General features: G+C 36.9%; 20 protein-coding genes. 19 read left to right on the top strand and 1 reads right to left on the bottom strand.

The window, feature by feature from the left end:
- Positions 1 to 147 precede the first annotated feature (147 nt).
- The 15 genes from OQ289_RS05265 (at position 148) to OQ289_RS05195 (ending at position 8,199) form a co-directional block, all read left to right on the top strand.
- On the top strand, positions 148 to 450 hold the full coding sequence (locus tag OQ289_RS05265; protein ID WP_270089711.1) for a DUF3817 domain-containing protein: 303 nt from the start codon (positions 148 to 150) through the stop codon (positions 448 to 450).
- On the top strand, positions 447 to 818 hold the full coding sequence (locus OQ289_RS05260) for a rhodanese-like domain-containing protein (protein WP_270089710.1): 372 nt from the start codon (positions 447 to 449) through the stop codon (positions 816 to 818). The genes OQ289_RS05265 and OQ289_RS05260 overlap by 4 nt, the downstream gene beginning before the upstream one ends.
- Complete coding sequence (locus tag OQ289_RS05255; RefSeq protein WP_270089709.1) at positions 815 to 1,078, top strand: hypothetical protein; 264 nt, start codon at positions 815 to 817, stop codon at positions 1,076 to 1,078. The genes OQ289_RS05260 and OQ289_RS05255 overlap by 4 nt, the downstream gene beginning before the upstream one ends.
- Before the next feature lie 89 nt (positions 1,079 to 1,167).
- A complete protein-coding gene (locus tag OQ289_RS05250; RefSeq protein ID WP_270089708.1) occupies positions 1,168 to 1,584 on the top strand; it encodes an OsmC family peroxiredoxin in 417 nt (138 codons plus the stop codon).
- Positions 1,585 to 1,654: 70 nt separating this feature from the next.
- Positions 1,655 to 2,362 carry a DsbA family oxidoreductase gene (locus OQ289_RS05245; protein WP_270089707.1) on the top strand — a complete coding sequence of 236 codons (708 nt, stop codon included), beginning with the start codon at positions 1,655 to 1,657 and terminating at the stop codon, positions 2,360 to 2,362.
- Between the two features lie 45 nt (positions 2,363 to 2,407).
- Positions 2,408 to 2,983 (top strand): class I SAM-dependent methyltransferase, encoded by a 576-nt coding sequence (locus OQ289_RS05240; RefSeq protein ID WP_270089706.1) that lies wholly within the window; start codon positions 2,408 to 2,410, stop codon positions 2,981 to 2,983.
- 67 nt (positions 2,984 to 3,050) lie between these two features.
- On the top strand, positions 3,051 to 3,329 hold the full coding sequence (locus OQ289_RS05235; protein ID WP_270089705.1) for a hypothetical protein: 279 nt from the start codon (positions 3,051 to 3,053) through the stop codon (positions 3,327 to 3,329).
- Positions 3,313 to 3,534: a DUF6132 family protein gene (locus tag OQ289_RS05230; protein ID WP_333485586.1), complete on the top strand. Its 222-nt coding sequence runs from the start codon at positions 3,313 to 3,315 to the stop codon at positions 3,532 to 3,534. The genes OQ289_RS05235 and OQ289_RS05230 overlap by 17 nt, the downstream gene beginning before the upstream one ends.
- Positions 3,512 to 3,805, top strand: coding sequence for a thioredoxin (trxA, locus tag OQ289_RS05225; RefSeq protein WP_270089704.1), 294 nt, complete (start codon positions 3,512 to 3,514; stop codon positions 3,803 to 3,805). Before OQ289_RS05230 ends, trxA begins: the two co-directional genes overlap by 23 nt.
- A 184-nt stretch (positions 3,806 to 3,989) precedes the next feature.
- Positions 3,990 to 4,346 carry a hypothetical protein gene (locus OQ289_RS05220; protein ID WP_270089703.1) on the top strand — a complete coding sequence of 119 codons (357 nt, stop codon included), beginning with the start codon at positions 3,990 to 3,992 and terminating at the stop codon, positions 4,344 to 4,346.
- 83 nt (positions 4,347 to 4,429) lie between these two features.
- The gene (locus tag OQ289_RS05215) at positions 4,430 to 5,449 is read left to right on the top strand and encodes a TQO small subunit DoxD (RefSeq protein ID WP_270089702.1); all 1,020 of its coding nucleotides are present in this window, start codon (positions 4,430 to 4,432) and stop codon (positions 5,447 to 5,449) included.
- 24 nt (positions 5,450 to 5,473) lie between these two features.
- Positions 5,474 to 6,076, top strand: coding sequence for a TlpA family protein disulfide reductase (locus tag OQ289_RS05210; RefSeq protein WP_270089701.1), 603 nt, complete (start codon positions 5,474 to 5,476; stop codon positions 6,074 to 6,076).
- Between the two features lie 105 nt (positions 6,077 to 6,181).
- Entirely contained in the window at positions 6,182 to 6,625 is a 444-nt protein-coding gene (locus OQ289_RS05205) for a hypothetical protein (RefSeq protein ID WP_270089700.1), read from the top strand.
- 87 nt (positions 6,626 to 6,712) lie between these two features.
- Entirely contained in the window at positions 6,713 to 7,585 is an 873-nt protein-coding gene (locus tag OQ289_RS05200) for an AraC family transcriptional regulator (protein ID WP_270089699.1), read from the top strand.
- 62 nt (positions 7,586 to 7,647) lie between these two features.
- Entirely contained in the window at positions 7,648 to 8,199 is a 552-nt protein-coding gene (locus tag OQ289_RS05195; protein WP_270089698.1) for a cysteine hydrolase family protein, read from the top strand.
- Between the two features lie 131 nt (positions 8,200 to 8,330).
- Here the strand turns inward: OQ289_RS05195 and OQ289_RS05190 are convergent, their stop codons facing one another.
- Positions 8,331 to 9,005: a hypothetical protein gene (locus OQ289_RS05190; protein WP_270089697.1), complete on the bottom strand. Its 675-nt coding sequence runs from the start codon at positions 9,003 to 9,005 to the stop codon at positions 8,331 to 8,333.
- Positions 9,006 to 9,298: 293 nt separating this feature from the next.
- Between OQ289_RS05190 and OQ289_RS05185 the strand changes: the two genes are divergently transcribed.
- From OQ289_RS05185 to OQ289_RS05170, 4 genes are all read left to right on the top strand, one after another.
- On the top strand, positions 9,299 to 9,898 hold the full coding sequence (locus tag OQ289_RS05185; RefSeq protein WP_270089696.1) for an SCO family protein: 600 nt from the start codon (positions 9,299 to 9,301) through the stop codon (positions 9,896 to 9,898).
- A gap of 22 nt (positions 9,899 to 9,920) precedes the next feature.
- Positions 9,921 to 10,298 carry a hypothetical protein gene (locus OQ289_RS05180; protein ID WP_270089695.1) on the top strand — a complete coding sequence of 126 codons (378 nt, stop codon included), beginning with the start codon at positions 9,921 to 9,923 and terminating at the stop codon, positions 10,296 to 10,298.
- Between the two features lie 37 nt (positions 10,299 to 10,335).
- Complete coding sequence (locus tag OQ289_RS05175; protein WP_270089694.1) at positions 10,336 to 11,205, top strand: helix-turn-helix domain-containing protein; 870 nt, start codon at positions 10,336 to 10,338, stop codon at positions 11,203 to 11,205.
- 238 nt (positions 11,206 to 11,443) lie between these two features.
- Positions 11,444 to 12,925, top strand: coding sequence for a c-type cytochrome (locus tag OQ289_RS05170; protein ID WP_270089693.1), 1,482 nt, complete (start codon positions 11,444 to 11,446; stop codon positions 12,923 to 12,925).
- The last annotated feature ends 1 nt before the right edge of the window (position 12,926 follow it).

Raw genomic sequence — 12,926 nt, 5'->3', positions numbered from 1 at the left:
TCGGTTCTGCATTATCAAAAAGAAAAACAACTGACAAAGAAAAATTCAAAACAATGTTGGTTTGGTTTTCGGTTTCCCTCATTATCATTTTCATCGCCATTCCGTGGCCATTTTCACCCTTGGCAAACAGACCTTATTTTAGATAGTATGATACATTTATTCAAAACAAAAATCGGAAGATTACGCATTATTGGTTTTCTTGAAGGAGTTTCCTTACTGGTGCTCATTTTTATTGCGTCACCGATGAAACATTATTTTGACAATCCAGCTTTTTCGAAGATTCTTGGACCAATTCACGGAGCTATATTCTTACTATTCCTCTTCAATACTTTAAGTGTAGCTGTAGAGCAGAACTGGAAATTTAAAACCACGACCTGGAAAATTATTTTGGCTTGTTTTATTCCATTCGGAACGTTTTACGTTGATCATAAAATTTTAAGCAAACTATGAAAACGATATACATTATTGCAGGTGCAATTCTTTTAATCTATATTTCTTACCGCACCTATCGCTTTGCAAAACTAGACAACGGACTTTCCGAAAAGATAGAAGATGGAGCAATAATTTTAGATGTTCGAACCGAATACGAGTATAAAACAGGTCATATTGATGGTTCGATAAATATCCCATTAGGAACAATTCGGGAAAGATACATTGAACTTGACACCGGTAAAACCTACATCACTACTTGTTCTCACGGTTTGAGAAGTGTAAAAGTTGAAACGATTTTAAAGGAAAAGGGATATAAAAATGTTTTTAATGGCGGAGCTTGGTCTGATCTTGAAAAAATCGTAATCGAACAAAAAGGCAAAAGATGATTTCGGTATTTAAAACAAATGTGACAAACAGGAAAGAAATAGAAACACTTAAACCACTTCTTGACGCACATCTCGAAATTGCAAAATGGAATTTTGACCTTGAAGACTGCGACAATATTTTGCGCATAGATAGTAAAAACGAAATCACTGAATGTACTGTTAAAATTTTGAGAGACAATGGTTTCGAATGCGAGGAGCTTGAAGGTTCACCGATAAGAAGAACAGCCAATAACAACAAGCCAAGATTAAATGTTGGGTAAAATGTCCTATACAATGAGTTCTATATCCATTGTGTGAAATTTTAAGAGCCGGTAACTTTGTACTATAAAATTTTAGTAAAATTAAGTTTATGGAAACAAAGATTAAAGCCGTCTGGCAAGGAAGTTTTAAAGAAGGAAAAGGACAGTTTAATGTAACTGATTCTGCAATAAATAATACAACTTTCAAACCTTCATTTGCTAAAGACAATGAAAGTTTTACAAATCCGGAACAATTACTGGCTTCCGCTCACGCTGCCTGTTATACAATGACGTTGAGTTATATTCTATCAGAAAACGGATTTTCTGCTGATAATCAAATTGAAACAACCGTTTCATTAGTGCTGAACAACAATGTAATTACAAAATCAATTTTGACCGTACAAGCTAAAATCGCTGATATAACAGAGGAACAGTTCCAAAATTTTGCCTTGAAAGCCAAAGAAATGTGTCCTGTGGGTAATGCCCTTAATGTTGAAATTAGTTTAGAAGCTACTTTGGTATCATAAAAACAGTTATAACCAAAACTTTAACTTGTTATGGAGCTAACCCATTTGAAATAAACAAAAAATCTCTTAAATGAAAATAGAAATCTGGAGTGATGTAATTTGTCCGTTTTGTTACATCGGAAAAAGAAATTTTGAAGCGGCTTTAGAACAATTTGCAGATCAAAAAAACATTGAAGTAATCTGGAAAAGTTTTCAATTGGATCCTACAATTCCAGAAGTTGCTACGGAAAGCTATACCGATTATTTGGTGAAACGAAAAGGAATGGCTGTAGAGCAAGTCCAAGGAATGTTGTCCAATGTAACACAAATGGCTACGCAGGTAGGACTAGAGTATCATTTAGATCAATCAATAATTGTTAATTCGCTAAAAGCGCATCAGCTGATACAATTTGCAAAATCAAAAAATTTGGGTAACGAAGCTGAAGAACGTTTTTTCAAAGCATTTTTTATTGAAGGAAAAAATATTGCTGATACAGAGACCTTAGTTCAATTGGGTAAAGATTTCGGTTTGGACGAAAGCGAAATCAAAGCCATTTTAGAGGATGAAAAATACAAGTATGAAATAGCTCAGGATATCCAGGAAGCCCAAAATATAGGAGTTACGGGCGTTCCATTTTTTGTTTTCGATAGAAAATATGCAGTTTCTGGAGCTCAACCAGCAGAAGCTTTTTTAGAAACTTTGAGCAAGTCTTTTGCCGAATGGCAAAAGTCTAATCCTGAAACTATGTTAGAAATTACAGAAGGAAATAGTTGTACGATTGATGGTAAGTGTGATTAACCTTATAAGTCACAAATACTCTACTTTCTAAAAATCAACAAAACAATGTTAGATATGTACCGAATGTTTGTTGTTCCAGAAGGCAAGTCGGGCGAAAAGGGAGCCAAAATGATGGTAGATTTAGGTGATGCAATGGCTCGTGAAGCTATCGCACTTCTTGGCCTTGGGCAGGAAGACCGTGTAATTGAAATAGGATTTGGACCGGGAATAGGCCTGGAAATTTTGGCAAAAACGGTATCGCAAGGTACTATTGTAGGAATTGATCCTTCCGAGTTAATGCATCGACTTGCGAGTGAACGTAACAAAGATTCTGTAGATTCAGGAAAAATCACTCTTATAAAAGGAACTGTAGAAAATCTACCTTTTTATGATGACTATTTTAATGGTGCAATCGCGATGGACAATATGCATTTTTGGAGCGAACCGTTGAATGGATTAACCGAGCTCAGACGTGTACTGCTGCCGGGATCAAAGTTGGTCTGTTCTTTCACACCACATTCTGGAGGCAGCAAACATGGCTGGGAAAAGCTTTTCGAAAGGGCTGGATACGTGGATTTTACACTATTGGAATCCACAATAGGAATTCGCATAATAGCGGAAATTCCGGAGATATCTGTTTAAAAATCAAAGCAGAAGAGCAAGAGCATTTAGCACATAACGCTTTTCATCTGACCATCAAAGCTGTTACATGTCAGAACTTAAATTAAAGCAGCTAATCAAAACGCTTAAGAAGATGAATAGATATTTAAGAAATTGGAATTTAATGCGGGTGCTGCGGTTAGCATTGGGCATTTTTATTATTGTGCAGGGAATCATGGAACAGCAGTGGCTGCTGGTGGGTATGGGAAGTCTGTTTTCATTGATGCCATTAATGAATATAGGTTGCTGTGGTGTATCAGGTTGTAATACGCCAGTTCGGAAAAGCAATAAAAAATTAGACGATATATTGTATGAAGAAGTTCGGTAAGAAATATTTGTTCACTATAATAGGAATGGCTATTGGTGCAGTCACAGGCTATTTCTATTGGAAATTTATCGGATGCAATACAGGCAGTTGTGCCATTACTTCCAACCCAATAAACAGCACTCTCTACGGTTCGATCATCGGAGGGCTGCTATTATCAACATTTAAAAAAGACAAAAAGCAATATGACGTTTCAAGAAATAATTAACAGTGATAAACCGGTATTGGTAGATTTCTTTGCCGAATGGTGTGGTCCTTGCAAAATGATGTCACCCATTCTGGAAGAATTAAAACAGCGTTTGGGCGATGATGCAAGCATCATTAAAATTGATGTGGACAAGAATCCGCAGGCGGCAGCAGCGTATCAGGTTCGGGGCGTACCTACACTTATTATATTTAAAGAAGGAGAAATCCGCTGGCGACAATCTGGCGTATTTCCTGCAAATGAACTAGAAAGATTGATTAACGAAAACAAATGAGAATATACGTGTTAGAAGTTTTAATAGAACATCAGCAATAACGTTATTAACTGCCATTGCAGGTACTTGGGCTTATGGTTTGCTTACGGGGAAGTTGCCACATTAAATATTAATCAACCTCATCAAAACCTCCTTCAAAACAAATTACTTACTTTTGTAAAGTTTAAAAAACAAAACATCTAAAATGAAAATCAGCATCAGACCATTTTTTACAAAAGTTATCGTCATTTTGATGACTTTTATGGTGGGTCTTCCTTGTGCTGTGAAAAAAGATTTTAAAGAAGTTTTAAATATCCCTGTTTCAGATTTGGGACAGGCAGAAAAGCCCAATAAATCTGTCGTTTGTTCGAGTTTTTCAAAGACAGAAAGCAACAATAATTCGGTTTCTTGTAAGAAAAAAGAGGTACAGAAATTTAATTATAAATCTGGAAGTATTCAATATTCATCTGAAGTTTCATACTTCATTTTTTCGCCTTTTGCAGATGTTGAATTTACTGCATCGATTCCCATTTATATTCTTCACGAGCAATATTTGATTTGATTTTTTGATTAAAATTTAGCCACTTCAATATCTTTTTATTGAAGCTTTATGCATTTTATTTTATCAAATTTTAATTCAAAACAATGAACAATCAAACATATTCGTATGCCGGAATGTTTACCACAGCATTGCGCTGGGTGGCCGGCTGGACCTACTTTTCCGCGTTTTGGAGAAGATTAATTTTAGAGAACAAACTCAATCCTGATGAGGCGGGATATATCGGTGAAAAGTTCAATCACTTTTTACCCAATGCTTTGGGCATAAAACCCATTATCGAACACCTTGTTTCCAATCCTGAAAGTCTTTGGTGGGCAATGATGACCTTCACCATTGTAGAGGGAATTGTAGGACTTTTATTTATACTCGGCGTTTTTACCAGATTGATGAGCATTGGCGTTTTCAGTTTAGCATTAGGAATTTTATTGGGTTCCGGCTGGCTCGGAACGACCTGTTTAGACGAGTGGCAAATTGGCGTTTTGGGTGTTGCTTCTGGGGTTACCATTTTCCTTTCAGGTGGCGGAAAATATTCTTTTGACGAATATTTTATTCGAAAAAACAAATCATTTGCGAGCACAAAATGGTTTCAATTTCTAGGTTCTGGAATGTTGCCATTAACAGAAAAAGTACTGAACAAAACGGTCTTGGTGGATGCGATTTTTATTTTTGGTTTGACATTATTTACCAATCAATATTTTCACGGTGGCGTTTATGGAACTTTGCACAACCTCTCCGTTCGTCCGCACGTAAGTATTAGCAATGCAAAAATTCAGAATGATACGTTGTCTTTTATCGTTTTCAGAGATGAGGGTGCCGATGTATATGGCTCGTTTTTGATAGGCATAAAATTGATGGATGAAAATGGAAATACGGTTTTTGAACAAACGCAAACGCAACTTTCACAATTGACTTCTGCGCACATTAAAAATGAGTATGTAGCAAAGGTAAAACCCGGAAAACACAGTTTGATATTGCCTTTGGGTGCAAAAGCATCATTAAATTTTAAGGAAACTATTTTTACAACTTTAGAAGGAAAATACACCTTAGAATTGTTGGATATCAGCGGTGTAAAATGGCAAGAAAAGATAACTGTTATCAAAAATTAATCAGATAATTTAAAAACAAAAAAAATGGAAAAATTCAAAATATGGCTCAAAAAAAACTGGAGCCTAACACTTTTATTCGCAATATTCGTTTTTTTATTGGTAAGCCCAGACGCAAAAGCGTGGTTAATGAGACAGATTATTTCAACAGGTTTACTTAATTCAAAAATTGAAGAGAAAAATGTTGAAAAACCTGCTGATGAAAATATAGCAACCATCACTGAAAGTTTCAGCGTAAAAGATGAAAGCGGACAATTAATCAATGTTTCTGAACTGAAAGGCAAAGTGGTTTTTATTAATTTCTGGGCATCTTGGTGTCCACCTTGCAGGGCTGAATTTCCTTCGATTCAGAAGTTTTACGAAAAATATGAGGGAAATGACGATCTCGTCTTTCTCACGATAAATTTAGATGATGAACCACAAGCCGGAAAACTTTACCTTAAGAAAGAAAAATTTACTATTCCATTTTTAATTCCAAACGGAAATATTCCCAATGAATATTTCAGCGGTTCACTCCCAACAACTGTTGTTTTGGACAAAACCGGAAAAATAAGAATGCATCACGCAGGAATGGCAGATTACAGCAAGGATTCTTTCTATGAGGAAATCAATCAACTTCTAAAAGATTAAGAATAGGCTCTACGCATCCGTTCGTTTTTCCAAGAGCGCTCAAAATCAATCTTATGAGCTATCGTTTTGAGCGTTTATTTTTTAATTAAACTATAATTTTTTATAATGAAAGCAAATTTTTTATCAACATTAATTTTACTATCAGTCCTAATTTTCACTTCGAATTACAGTAATGCGCAAACCCAAACTTTTGGAAATAAAGTAGAATACAAAGGCGCTAACAAGAAATTGGCAGTGATGATTGCAGACGTTAAGCGTTTTAATACCACCATAGAAACCGTAGAGCTACTTAAGCTAAAAGAAAACGGATTGACTTTTGAAATTGTGATAGTTGGTATATTGGCAAAAGAAATCGTAGAAAATAAAGAACTTTTAGAATTGATTGACAGAGCAGAAAAGTCAGGCGCACATTTGGTAGTTTGCGAGTATGCCTTAGATATTCTAAAAGTTGACAAATCAAAACTCGACAAACGAATCACCATCACTCCAAATGCGTTGATATATATGTTTGAACTGAATGATAAAGGATATAATACGCTGGTTTATTAAAAGAAAAATACAGAATTAAACTGACAAAACTGACAAATAAAAAAGCGTAATTTAGGGTTTCGTTTCAATAATCAAAGAAAGAAATAGTTGGAAACAATAAAATTTAACAAGACAGAATGCGGGGTAGATTTTCTGCTCAATGTACTTCCTTCTGATGAAATCGGGGAGGCATATCTTAGTCGAAAATTGTTTAATACAGATTATTTTGAAATCGTTTTTTTCAAGAAAGGGAGCGGTCAGCTTACACTCAATTACCAAAAAATAGAGGTTCAGGATAACAGTATTATTTTCATTTCTCCTTTTCAAAAACGCCAATGGAAACTTGATGCTGAAAATTTTGATTTTACGGTTTTGGCCTTTCAAGAGGATTTTCTGAATGAATTTTTCTCCGACAAACTATTTACCTACCGTTTATCTTATTTTTATCAGTTGGAATTTCCGTTAAATATGCAGGTTGAAAAAGAAAGCATAGAGCGGTATTGCGTATTGTTATCAGAAATTAAAAGCGAATTAGTAAAAACCAGAGTGGATAGCGTACATATTATCCGTTCCCTAATCTATTACCTTTTACAGAAATTAAACAGGGTATATGCCGAAACGCATCACTTATCATTAAAAAATCAAGATACCAGTTATGCGTTTCAATTCAAAAAACTGATTCAAACAAATATCGAACATAAACAGCGAATCAGCGATTATACAGAACTAATGGGCATCAGTCGTATTACCCTAAACAAGGCTGTAAAAGAGCAGTTCAATCTGACAGCAACGGATCTGTTAAAGCAAAGCTTGCTAATTGAAATCAAAGATTACCTTATCCATTCTGAAATGACTATTTCTGAAATAGCTTACAAACTCCATATTTCAGAACCCAACCATCTAATGCGTTTTTTTAAGAAGCAAACCGGGATGACAACCACCGAATTTTTAGCCGATTATCAAAATGGTAGCATTTCTTGATGTTTTGGTATAATCGGTCATGACGATGTTTGCTAATTTTGTTATACAAAAAATAAGTGATTATGAGCAAACAAGCATTGATTGTCATCGACATCCAGAATGAATATTTTGAAAACGGAGCACTTCCGTTGGTAAACCCTGAAACGGCGAGTCTAAATGCCCGCAAGGTCCTGGACCATTTCAGAGCAAACAATTTACCCATTGCACACATCCAGCACATAACGGCTAACCCAGAAGCATTACCTATTTTTGTTGAAGGAACTCCCGGTGTAGAAATCCACGAAAATGTAAAGCCACTTGCTGAGGAGAAAGTTTTTCAAAAGTTTTACCCAAACAGTTTCAGAGAAACAGGACTTGGGGAATATTTAAAAGAAAATGAAGTAACCGAAGTGATTATTACAGGAATGATGACCCATATGTGCGTGGACGCAACCACCCGCGCTGCATTTGACTTCGGCTATAAGTGTACGGTTCTCGGTGATACTTGTGCGTCACGAGACTTGGAAATTAATGGTAAAACGGTAAAAGCTGATGATGTGCACCATGCGTTTTTAGCAGCATTAGAATTTTTCTATGCGGAGATAAAAAGTACAGAAGATTTTCTATCTGCATAATTTCACAAGCAAAAAGCAAAGGACAGGTTAACGTTTTTTAGTCTGTCCTTTTTATTCCAATACTAAGAAGGTTACGGTTTTCTCCTTTTTTATCTCCGTATTAACAATTGTATTTGTCTGGGTTACTGCCCTTAGAAAAGCAAAAAGCTAACGAAGCCACCAAAGCTGTTTTTATTGTGTTTCTCTGGACCATAATAATCGATGTTAGAACCCAATCCAAAAGAAAACTCGTTATAACTTAATCCGGCACGAGCCATCAAATAACTTCTGGTCTGCATGTCGATGATGGTATTGTATTCATATAAAGCCTGAAGTCGTGAATAGACACGCCATTTGTCATTAATCTTTGGCTTATATTCAGCTAAAACCAGGCCTTCAACATTGGTGTCTTTAGAAAAATCTATTCTTGAATTGGCCACAAACAACCAGGTCGGGTTGGCTACAGTATAAATTATGCCGGTTATGGGTCGCATACCTTTAACAGGCGTTACATGAAAACCTCCCGCAAGTTTTAAACCTTTCACAACTTCATAAGTCAGGCTGGCTTGTGTCATGTAGTCGTCGATTTGACCATTATCCCATTCACCCACCAAGGAAGTTACGCTGAAAATTCCCAATTTAGGAATACTCTTAAATTTTTTATCAATGATCATTTGAAAAGCCAGTCCTCTGTTGCTGCCCAATAACTCTGTATTAATTGGAGGGTTTATTACTGGAATATCCGTGTTTTCTTGCGAAAAGGCATTTACGCTTAGGGCTAAAAGCGGTACTATAAAAACATAACTAATTTTTGTTAATAACTTCATTGTTCAGAAATTTACTTGTTTTGGAATTTTTTAAGAAGTTCACCTCAACTAAAGCAACTTACGTCGATCTGAAATTCAATTTATAATTATGTTCCTACCTCAGATTGGGCAGTACCAAAATTTCATACAAAGTTACCACTCTATATATTTTCTGATAGCTACATAAGCGTGCTATTGGTTTAGGTTTTCGTGCATAAAGTAACTTAAATAGAATATCGTGGGAGTCGATACAATAGATTTAAGGTGAGAAAACGTATATTTGGATATGAAATTCTAATATTTGTCAGCACTTTATGAATAAAGTCTTGTTGTTATTAATGGCGATTAGTTTTGCCTCTTGTCAGGAGAACAAATTACCTTATCTGGGCACAGCTTCAACGCAGGGGGATACTACCATTTATCCGACGATTGACTCGTTTACGATGCTCAATCAAGATAGTATGGAAGTATCCTCAAATAGTTTGAGGAACAAGATACATGTGGCATCGTTTATTTTCCTTTCCTGTCCGACAATTTGTCCCCAGATGAGCGCTCAGATGAAAGAGGTGCAGGAGAAAACCCAGAGCATGGACGACGTGCTTCTGCTTTCGTATAGCATTGATCCGAAACGGGATACCATACCTGCCCTAAAGGCGTACGCTAATAAAATAGGAGCAAAAGGTAATAAATGGCATTTTCTGTATGGGAATCAGGAAGAGGTAATGCGCTTGGCGGACAAATCTTATTATGCGATTGCATATCCTGATAGTCTGGCTCCCGGAGGTTTTACGCATAGTGGAGGCCTGCTTTTAGTCGACAAGGATCTTCATATCCGGGGAGTATATGATGGCACATCAAACGAAGAAACAAAAAGGCTGTTGAAAGACATCGCTATACTAAAAAAAGAAAAGTAAATTTTATTAAATTCGCTCAGTTTTGAAAAAATTCATGTACATATCGTTGCTTTTGGCTGTTATCATGCAGTCCACCAGCAGTATATGGATTTATCTGGGTTTTGAGCTCAACCGCGATTACATCGCACGCCAGCTATGTATCAATCGATTTGAAACCATTCCTGTATGTAAAGGATCCTGTTATCTGGAAGAAAAGATTAAAGAGGAAAAAAGTAACGCCGATGCACAGATAACAGTTAAGTTGCTCGAGGTTGTTATGGTTTTACCTGTTCTCGATGATAGCCACAAAAAGCCTATCGAACATACCATAGAAGATATTGTTTTTACTCCGATTCCTATCGGGTCGTTGTGCAACGGATTTTGCTTTAGCATCTTCAAACCACCGATATTCCTTGTTTAATTAATCACAAGATTATTTAAATTAAGGAAATATTTATATGGTTGTCAGAACAGAAGAAATAAACGTTTTGACACTGGAAGATATGGGAAGCCCTAATATAGGCTTTATTGTCACTCCGCTTCACACCTTTAATCAACGATATGGTTTTCTGTCCTTACCCAATCAAAGAATGTTCTATACGATCATCTATTTTGAGGAAGAAGGGGGAAGATTTGCCATCGATCAGACGATCGTACAGGTTGAAAAAGGAGAAGCACTGAGCATTGCACCATCCAGTGTCTGCACATTTGAAATACATAAAGAAGCGAAAGGTTGGATTTTGCTTTTTACGGATGCCTTTTTTACAAAACGTTACAACGATAACGTGTTGCATGATTTCTCTTTCTTAAAGAATAATGCAGTATATAAGCAATTGGAAAACAACATCGACATTTCCAAGTTGCGTATGATGATGGATTCGATGTACGATGAGCTCAAGCTGTCGGATAAAGACTCTAAAACGATTCTGAGGTCTTATTTGAATATTGTACTGGGTATGCTGGAACGTTGCAGCGGTATACGGCTTGCCACGCCTTATAATAAGGAAAGAGAAAATAGGGTTCGGGCATTCGAACAATTGCTCGAACAATATTACAAAAGTGAGCGCTTTCCTTCATTCTATGCAGAGAAGTTAAACATATCGACCAATTACCTGAACCGGATCTGTCGGGAGCGACGCAATAAAAGTGTGGGTGAATTGATACGGGACAGAATTCTAATGGAAGCAGAGCGATTGCTATATCACACGTTCAAGACCGTGTCCGAAATTTCATTTGAACTGGGATTTGACAGTTCTTCGTACTTCATCACCTTTTTTAAAAAGAAACATGGAATCAGTCCAGAGGAGTTCCGCAAAATGCAAAGATAAACGCAAAGTTTTAGTCGACATAGCATAGGCAGTTCTATTGAATTAGGGCTGCCTTTCTTTTTCCATACTTACTAGAAAAAGTACTTTTTTTGGCGATTATTAAGCTGTTACAAATAACTAAACTATTATACCATAAACAGCAATCGTCTGTTCCAAAAACGTAAATCATCTGCATCTCTATTTCATCCTTACCTCCGTAGAAAGTCAGAGCTTTGTCAACAACAAAAGAGAGAGATTTATGGATTTTCCTATGTTTCATTTGGATTGGTTGAATGACCGCTTTTTAATAGCCGTCATTGCCATCATCCACGTTATGATTAACCACGGTCTGGCCGTAGGTTTTATCCCTTACATTACCTGGTTGGAATACAAAGGTGTTAAGAATGCACCGGCAGACCAGATAACTGATACCAAATGGGACGAGCTTATTTATAATAAGATGAAGGTAGCGTTCATCATCACGACTACAATCGGTGCCATGACCGGTGTCGGCATCTGGTTTTCTGTTGCTCTGGTCAGTCCAAGCTCGATCGGGAGTTTGATACGTGTGTTCTATTGGGCCTGGTTTACGGAATGGATCGTTTTCGTAACCGAAGTTGTACTTATCATGATCTATTACCTTACGTGGAAAAATTCCAATAAATCGTTGAACGCAAAACTAAAACACATACGATTTGGCGCTTTTTTAAGTCTTGCTTCTTGGATTACGATGGTGATTATCGTATCTATTTTAGGATTCATGATGGATCCTGGGAACTGGAATACGGACAAAAGTTTGCTTAATGGGTTTACAAATCCTATTTATATTCCTCAACTGGCATTTCGCACACCTGTAGCCATGTTGGTTGGTGGAATATTCGGGATGCTGTTGACAACTATATTTTCAAAAAAAGGATCCGCAATACGTATTTTAGCTATCAAATATGCAGGTAAATGGGTCATGTTTTGGACACCATTTGCCATCGCGGGAGCAATTTATTATTGGAATGTGATGCCCGATGCGATGAAGGCTAATATGAGTACAGCGGTAGGTTCTATGGATTTCGAAGAATATTATGATTTGCTGAAATACTTTATCGTAGGAGCCGCATCGCTGTCAATCACACTTGCGCTATGGGCCACTTTCAGACCTAAGAAAGTAAATTTTGCACTTGTAGTTGTACCGTGTCTATTCGTTTTCGGATTTCTCGGCATATTTGAGCGAGTGCGCGAATTCGTACGTAAACCCTATGTCATCGGAAATTACATGTACTCCAATCTCCTCCGTGAAGAAGATTATCCCTTGTATAAAAAAGATGGTGTGTTAAAGCATGCAACTTATGCTACCGTCAGTGAAATTACTCCTGAAAATAAAGTTCTCGCCGGCCGGGATGTGTTTATGCTAACGTGTAGCCGCTGCCATACAAGCAATGGTATCAACTCGATTGTCGAAGTATTTGAAAACATGTATGGCAAGGATAAACCGTTGAATGAACAAGCTATGGCGAGCTACATCCCGAATATGCATCAAGGAAGGGCATTCATGCCTCCATTTCCGGGGAATAAAAAAGAGCTCGAGGCATTAGTAGCATACATCAAACAACTGCAAAGCTCGGGTGAGTCGCTGCAGGGTGCGCAGTCCGAAGGTGTTGTAGTTAACCCCATAAATGCGATCGATGAGGTAGCAAAGCGCATAGAGGCTGATTTGGCGCAAAAAGAACAAGAAGACGATAACAACTAAG

The organism is Sphingobacterium sp. SYP-B4668 (assembly GCF_027627455.1).
GTDB lineage: Bacteria > Bacteroidota > Bacteroidia > Sphingobacteriales > Sphingobacteriaceae > Sphingobacterium.
This window is presented reverse-complemented; position numbering and strand designations above follow the sequence as displayed.

Excerpts from the sequence above, each read along its gene's own strand:
- trxA (WP_270089704.1), top strand. The coding sequence starts at position 3,512 with ATGACGTTTCAAGAAATAATTAACAGTGATAAACCGGTATTGGTAGAT.
- OQ289_RS05190 (WP_270089697.1), bottom strand. The coding sequence starts at position 9,005 with ATGAAGTTATTAACAAAAATTAGTTATGTTTTTATAGTACCGCTTTTA.
- OQ289_RS05260 (WP_270089710.1), top strand. The coding sequence starts at position 447 with ATGAAAACGATATACATTATTGCAGGTGCAATTCTTTTAATCTATATT.
- OQ289_RS05250 (WP_270089708.1), top strand. The coding sequence starts at position 1,168 with ATGGAAACAAAGATTAAAGCCGTCTGGCAAGGAAGTTTTAAAGAAGGA.
- OQ289_RS05185 (WP_270089696.1), top strand. The coding sequence starts at position 9,299 with ATGAATAAAGTCTTGTTGTTATTAATGGCGATTAGTTTTGCCTCTTGT.
- OQ289_RS05195 (WP_270089698.1), top strand. The coding sequence starts at position 7,648 with ATGAGCAAACAAGCATTGATTGTCATCGACATCCAGAATGAATATTTT.
- OQ289_RS05245 (WP_270089707.1), top strand. The coding sequence starts at position 1,655 with ATGAAAATAGAAATCTGGAGTGATGTAATTTGTCCGTTTTGTTACATC.
- OQ289_RS05170 (WP_270089693.1), top strand. The coding sequence starts at position 11,444 with ATGGATTTTCCTATGTTTCATTTGGATTGGTTGAATGACCGCTTTTTA.
- OQ289_RS05265 (WP_270089711.1), top strand. The coding sequence starts at position 148 with ATGATACATTTATTCAAAACAAAAATCGGAAGATTACGCATTATTGGT.
- OQ289_RS05235 (WP_270089705.1), top strand. The coding sequence starts at position 3,051 with ATGTCAGAACTTAAATTAAAGCAGCTAATCAAAACGCTTAAGAAGATG.
- OQ289_RS05255 (WP_270089709.1), top strand. The coding sequence starts at position 815 with ATGATTTCGGTATTTAAAACAAATGTGACAAACAGGAAAGAAATAGAA.
- OQ289_RS05215 (WP_270089702.1), top strand. The coding sequence starts at position 4,430 with ATGAACAATCAAACATATTCGTATGCCGGAATGTTTACCACAGCATTG.
- OQ289_RS05210 (WP_270089701.1), top strand. The coding sequence starts at position 5,474 with ATGGAAAAATTCAAAATATGGCTCAAAAAAAACTGGAGCCTAACACTT.
- OQ289_RS05175 (WP_270089694.1), top strand. The coding sequence starts at position 10,336 with ATGGTTGTCAGAACAGAAGAAATAAACGTTTTGACACTGGAAGATATG.
- OQ289_RS05240 (WP_270089706.1), top strand. The coding sequence starts at position 2,408 with ATGTTAGATATGTACCGAATGTTTGTTGTTCCAGAAGGCAAGTCGGGC.
- OQ289_RS05205 (WP_270089700.1), top strand. The coding sequence starts at position 6,182 with ATGAAAGCAAATTTTTTATCAACATTAATTTTACTATCAGTCCTAATT.
- OQ289_RS05230 (WP_333485586.1), top strand. The coding sequence starts at position 3,313 with ATGAAGAAGTTCGGTAAGAAATATTTGTTCACTATAATAGGAATGGCT.
- OQ289_RS05220 (WP_270089703.1), top strand. The coding sequence starts at position 3,990 with ATGAAAATCAGCATCAGACCATTTTTTACAAAAGTTATCGTCATTTTG.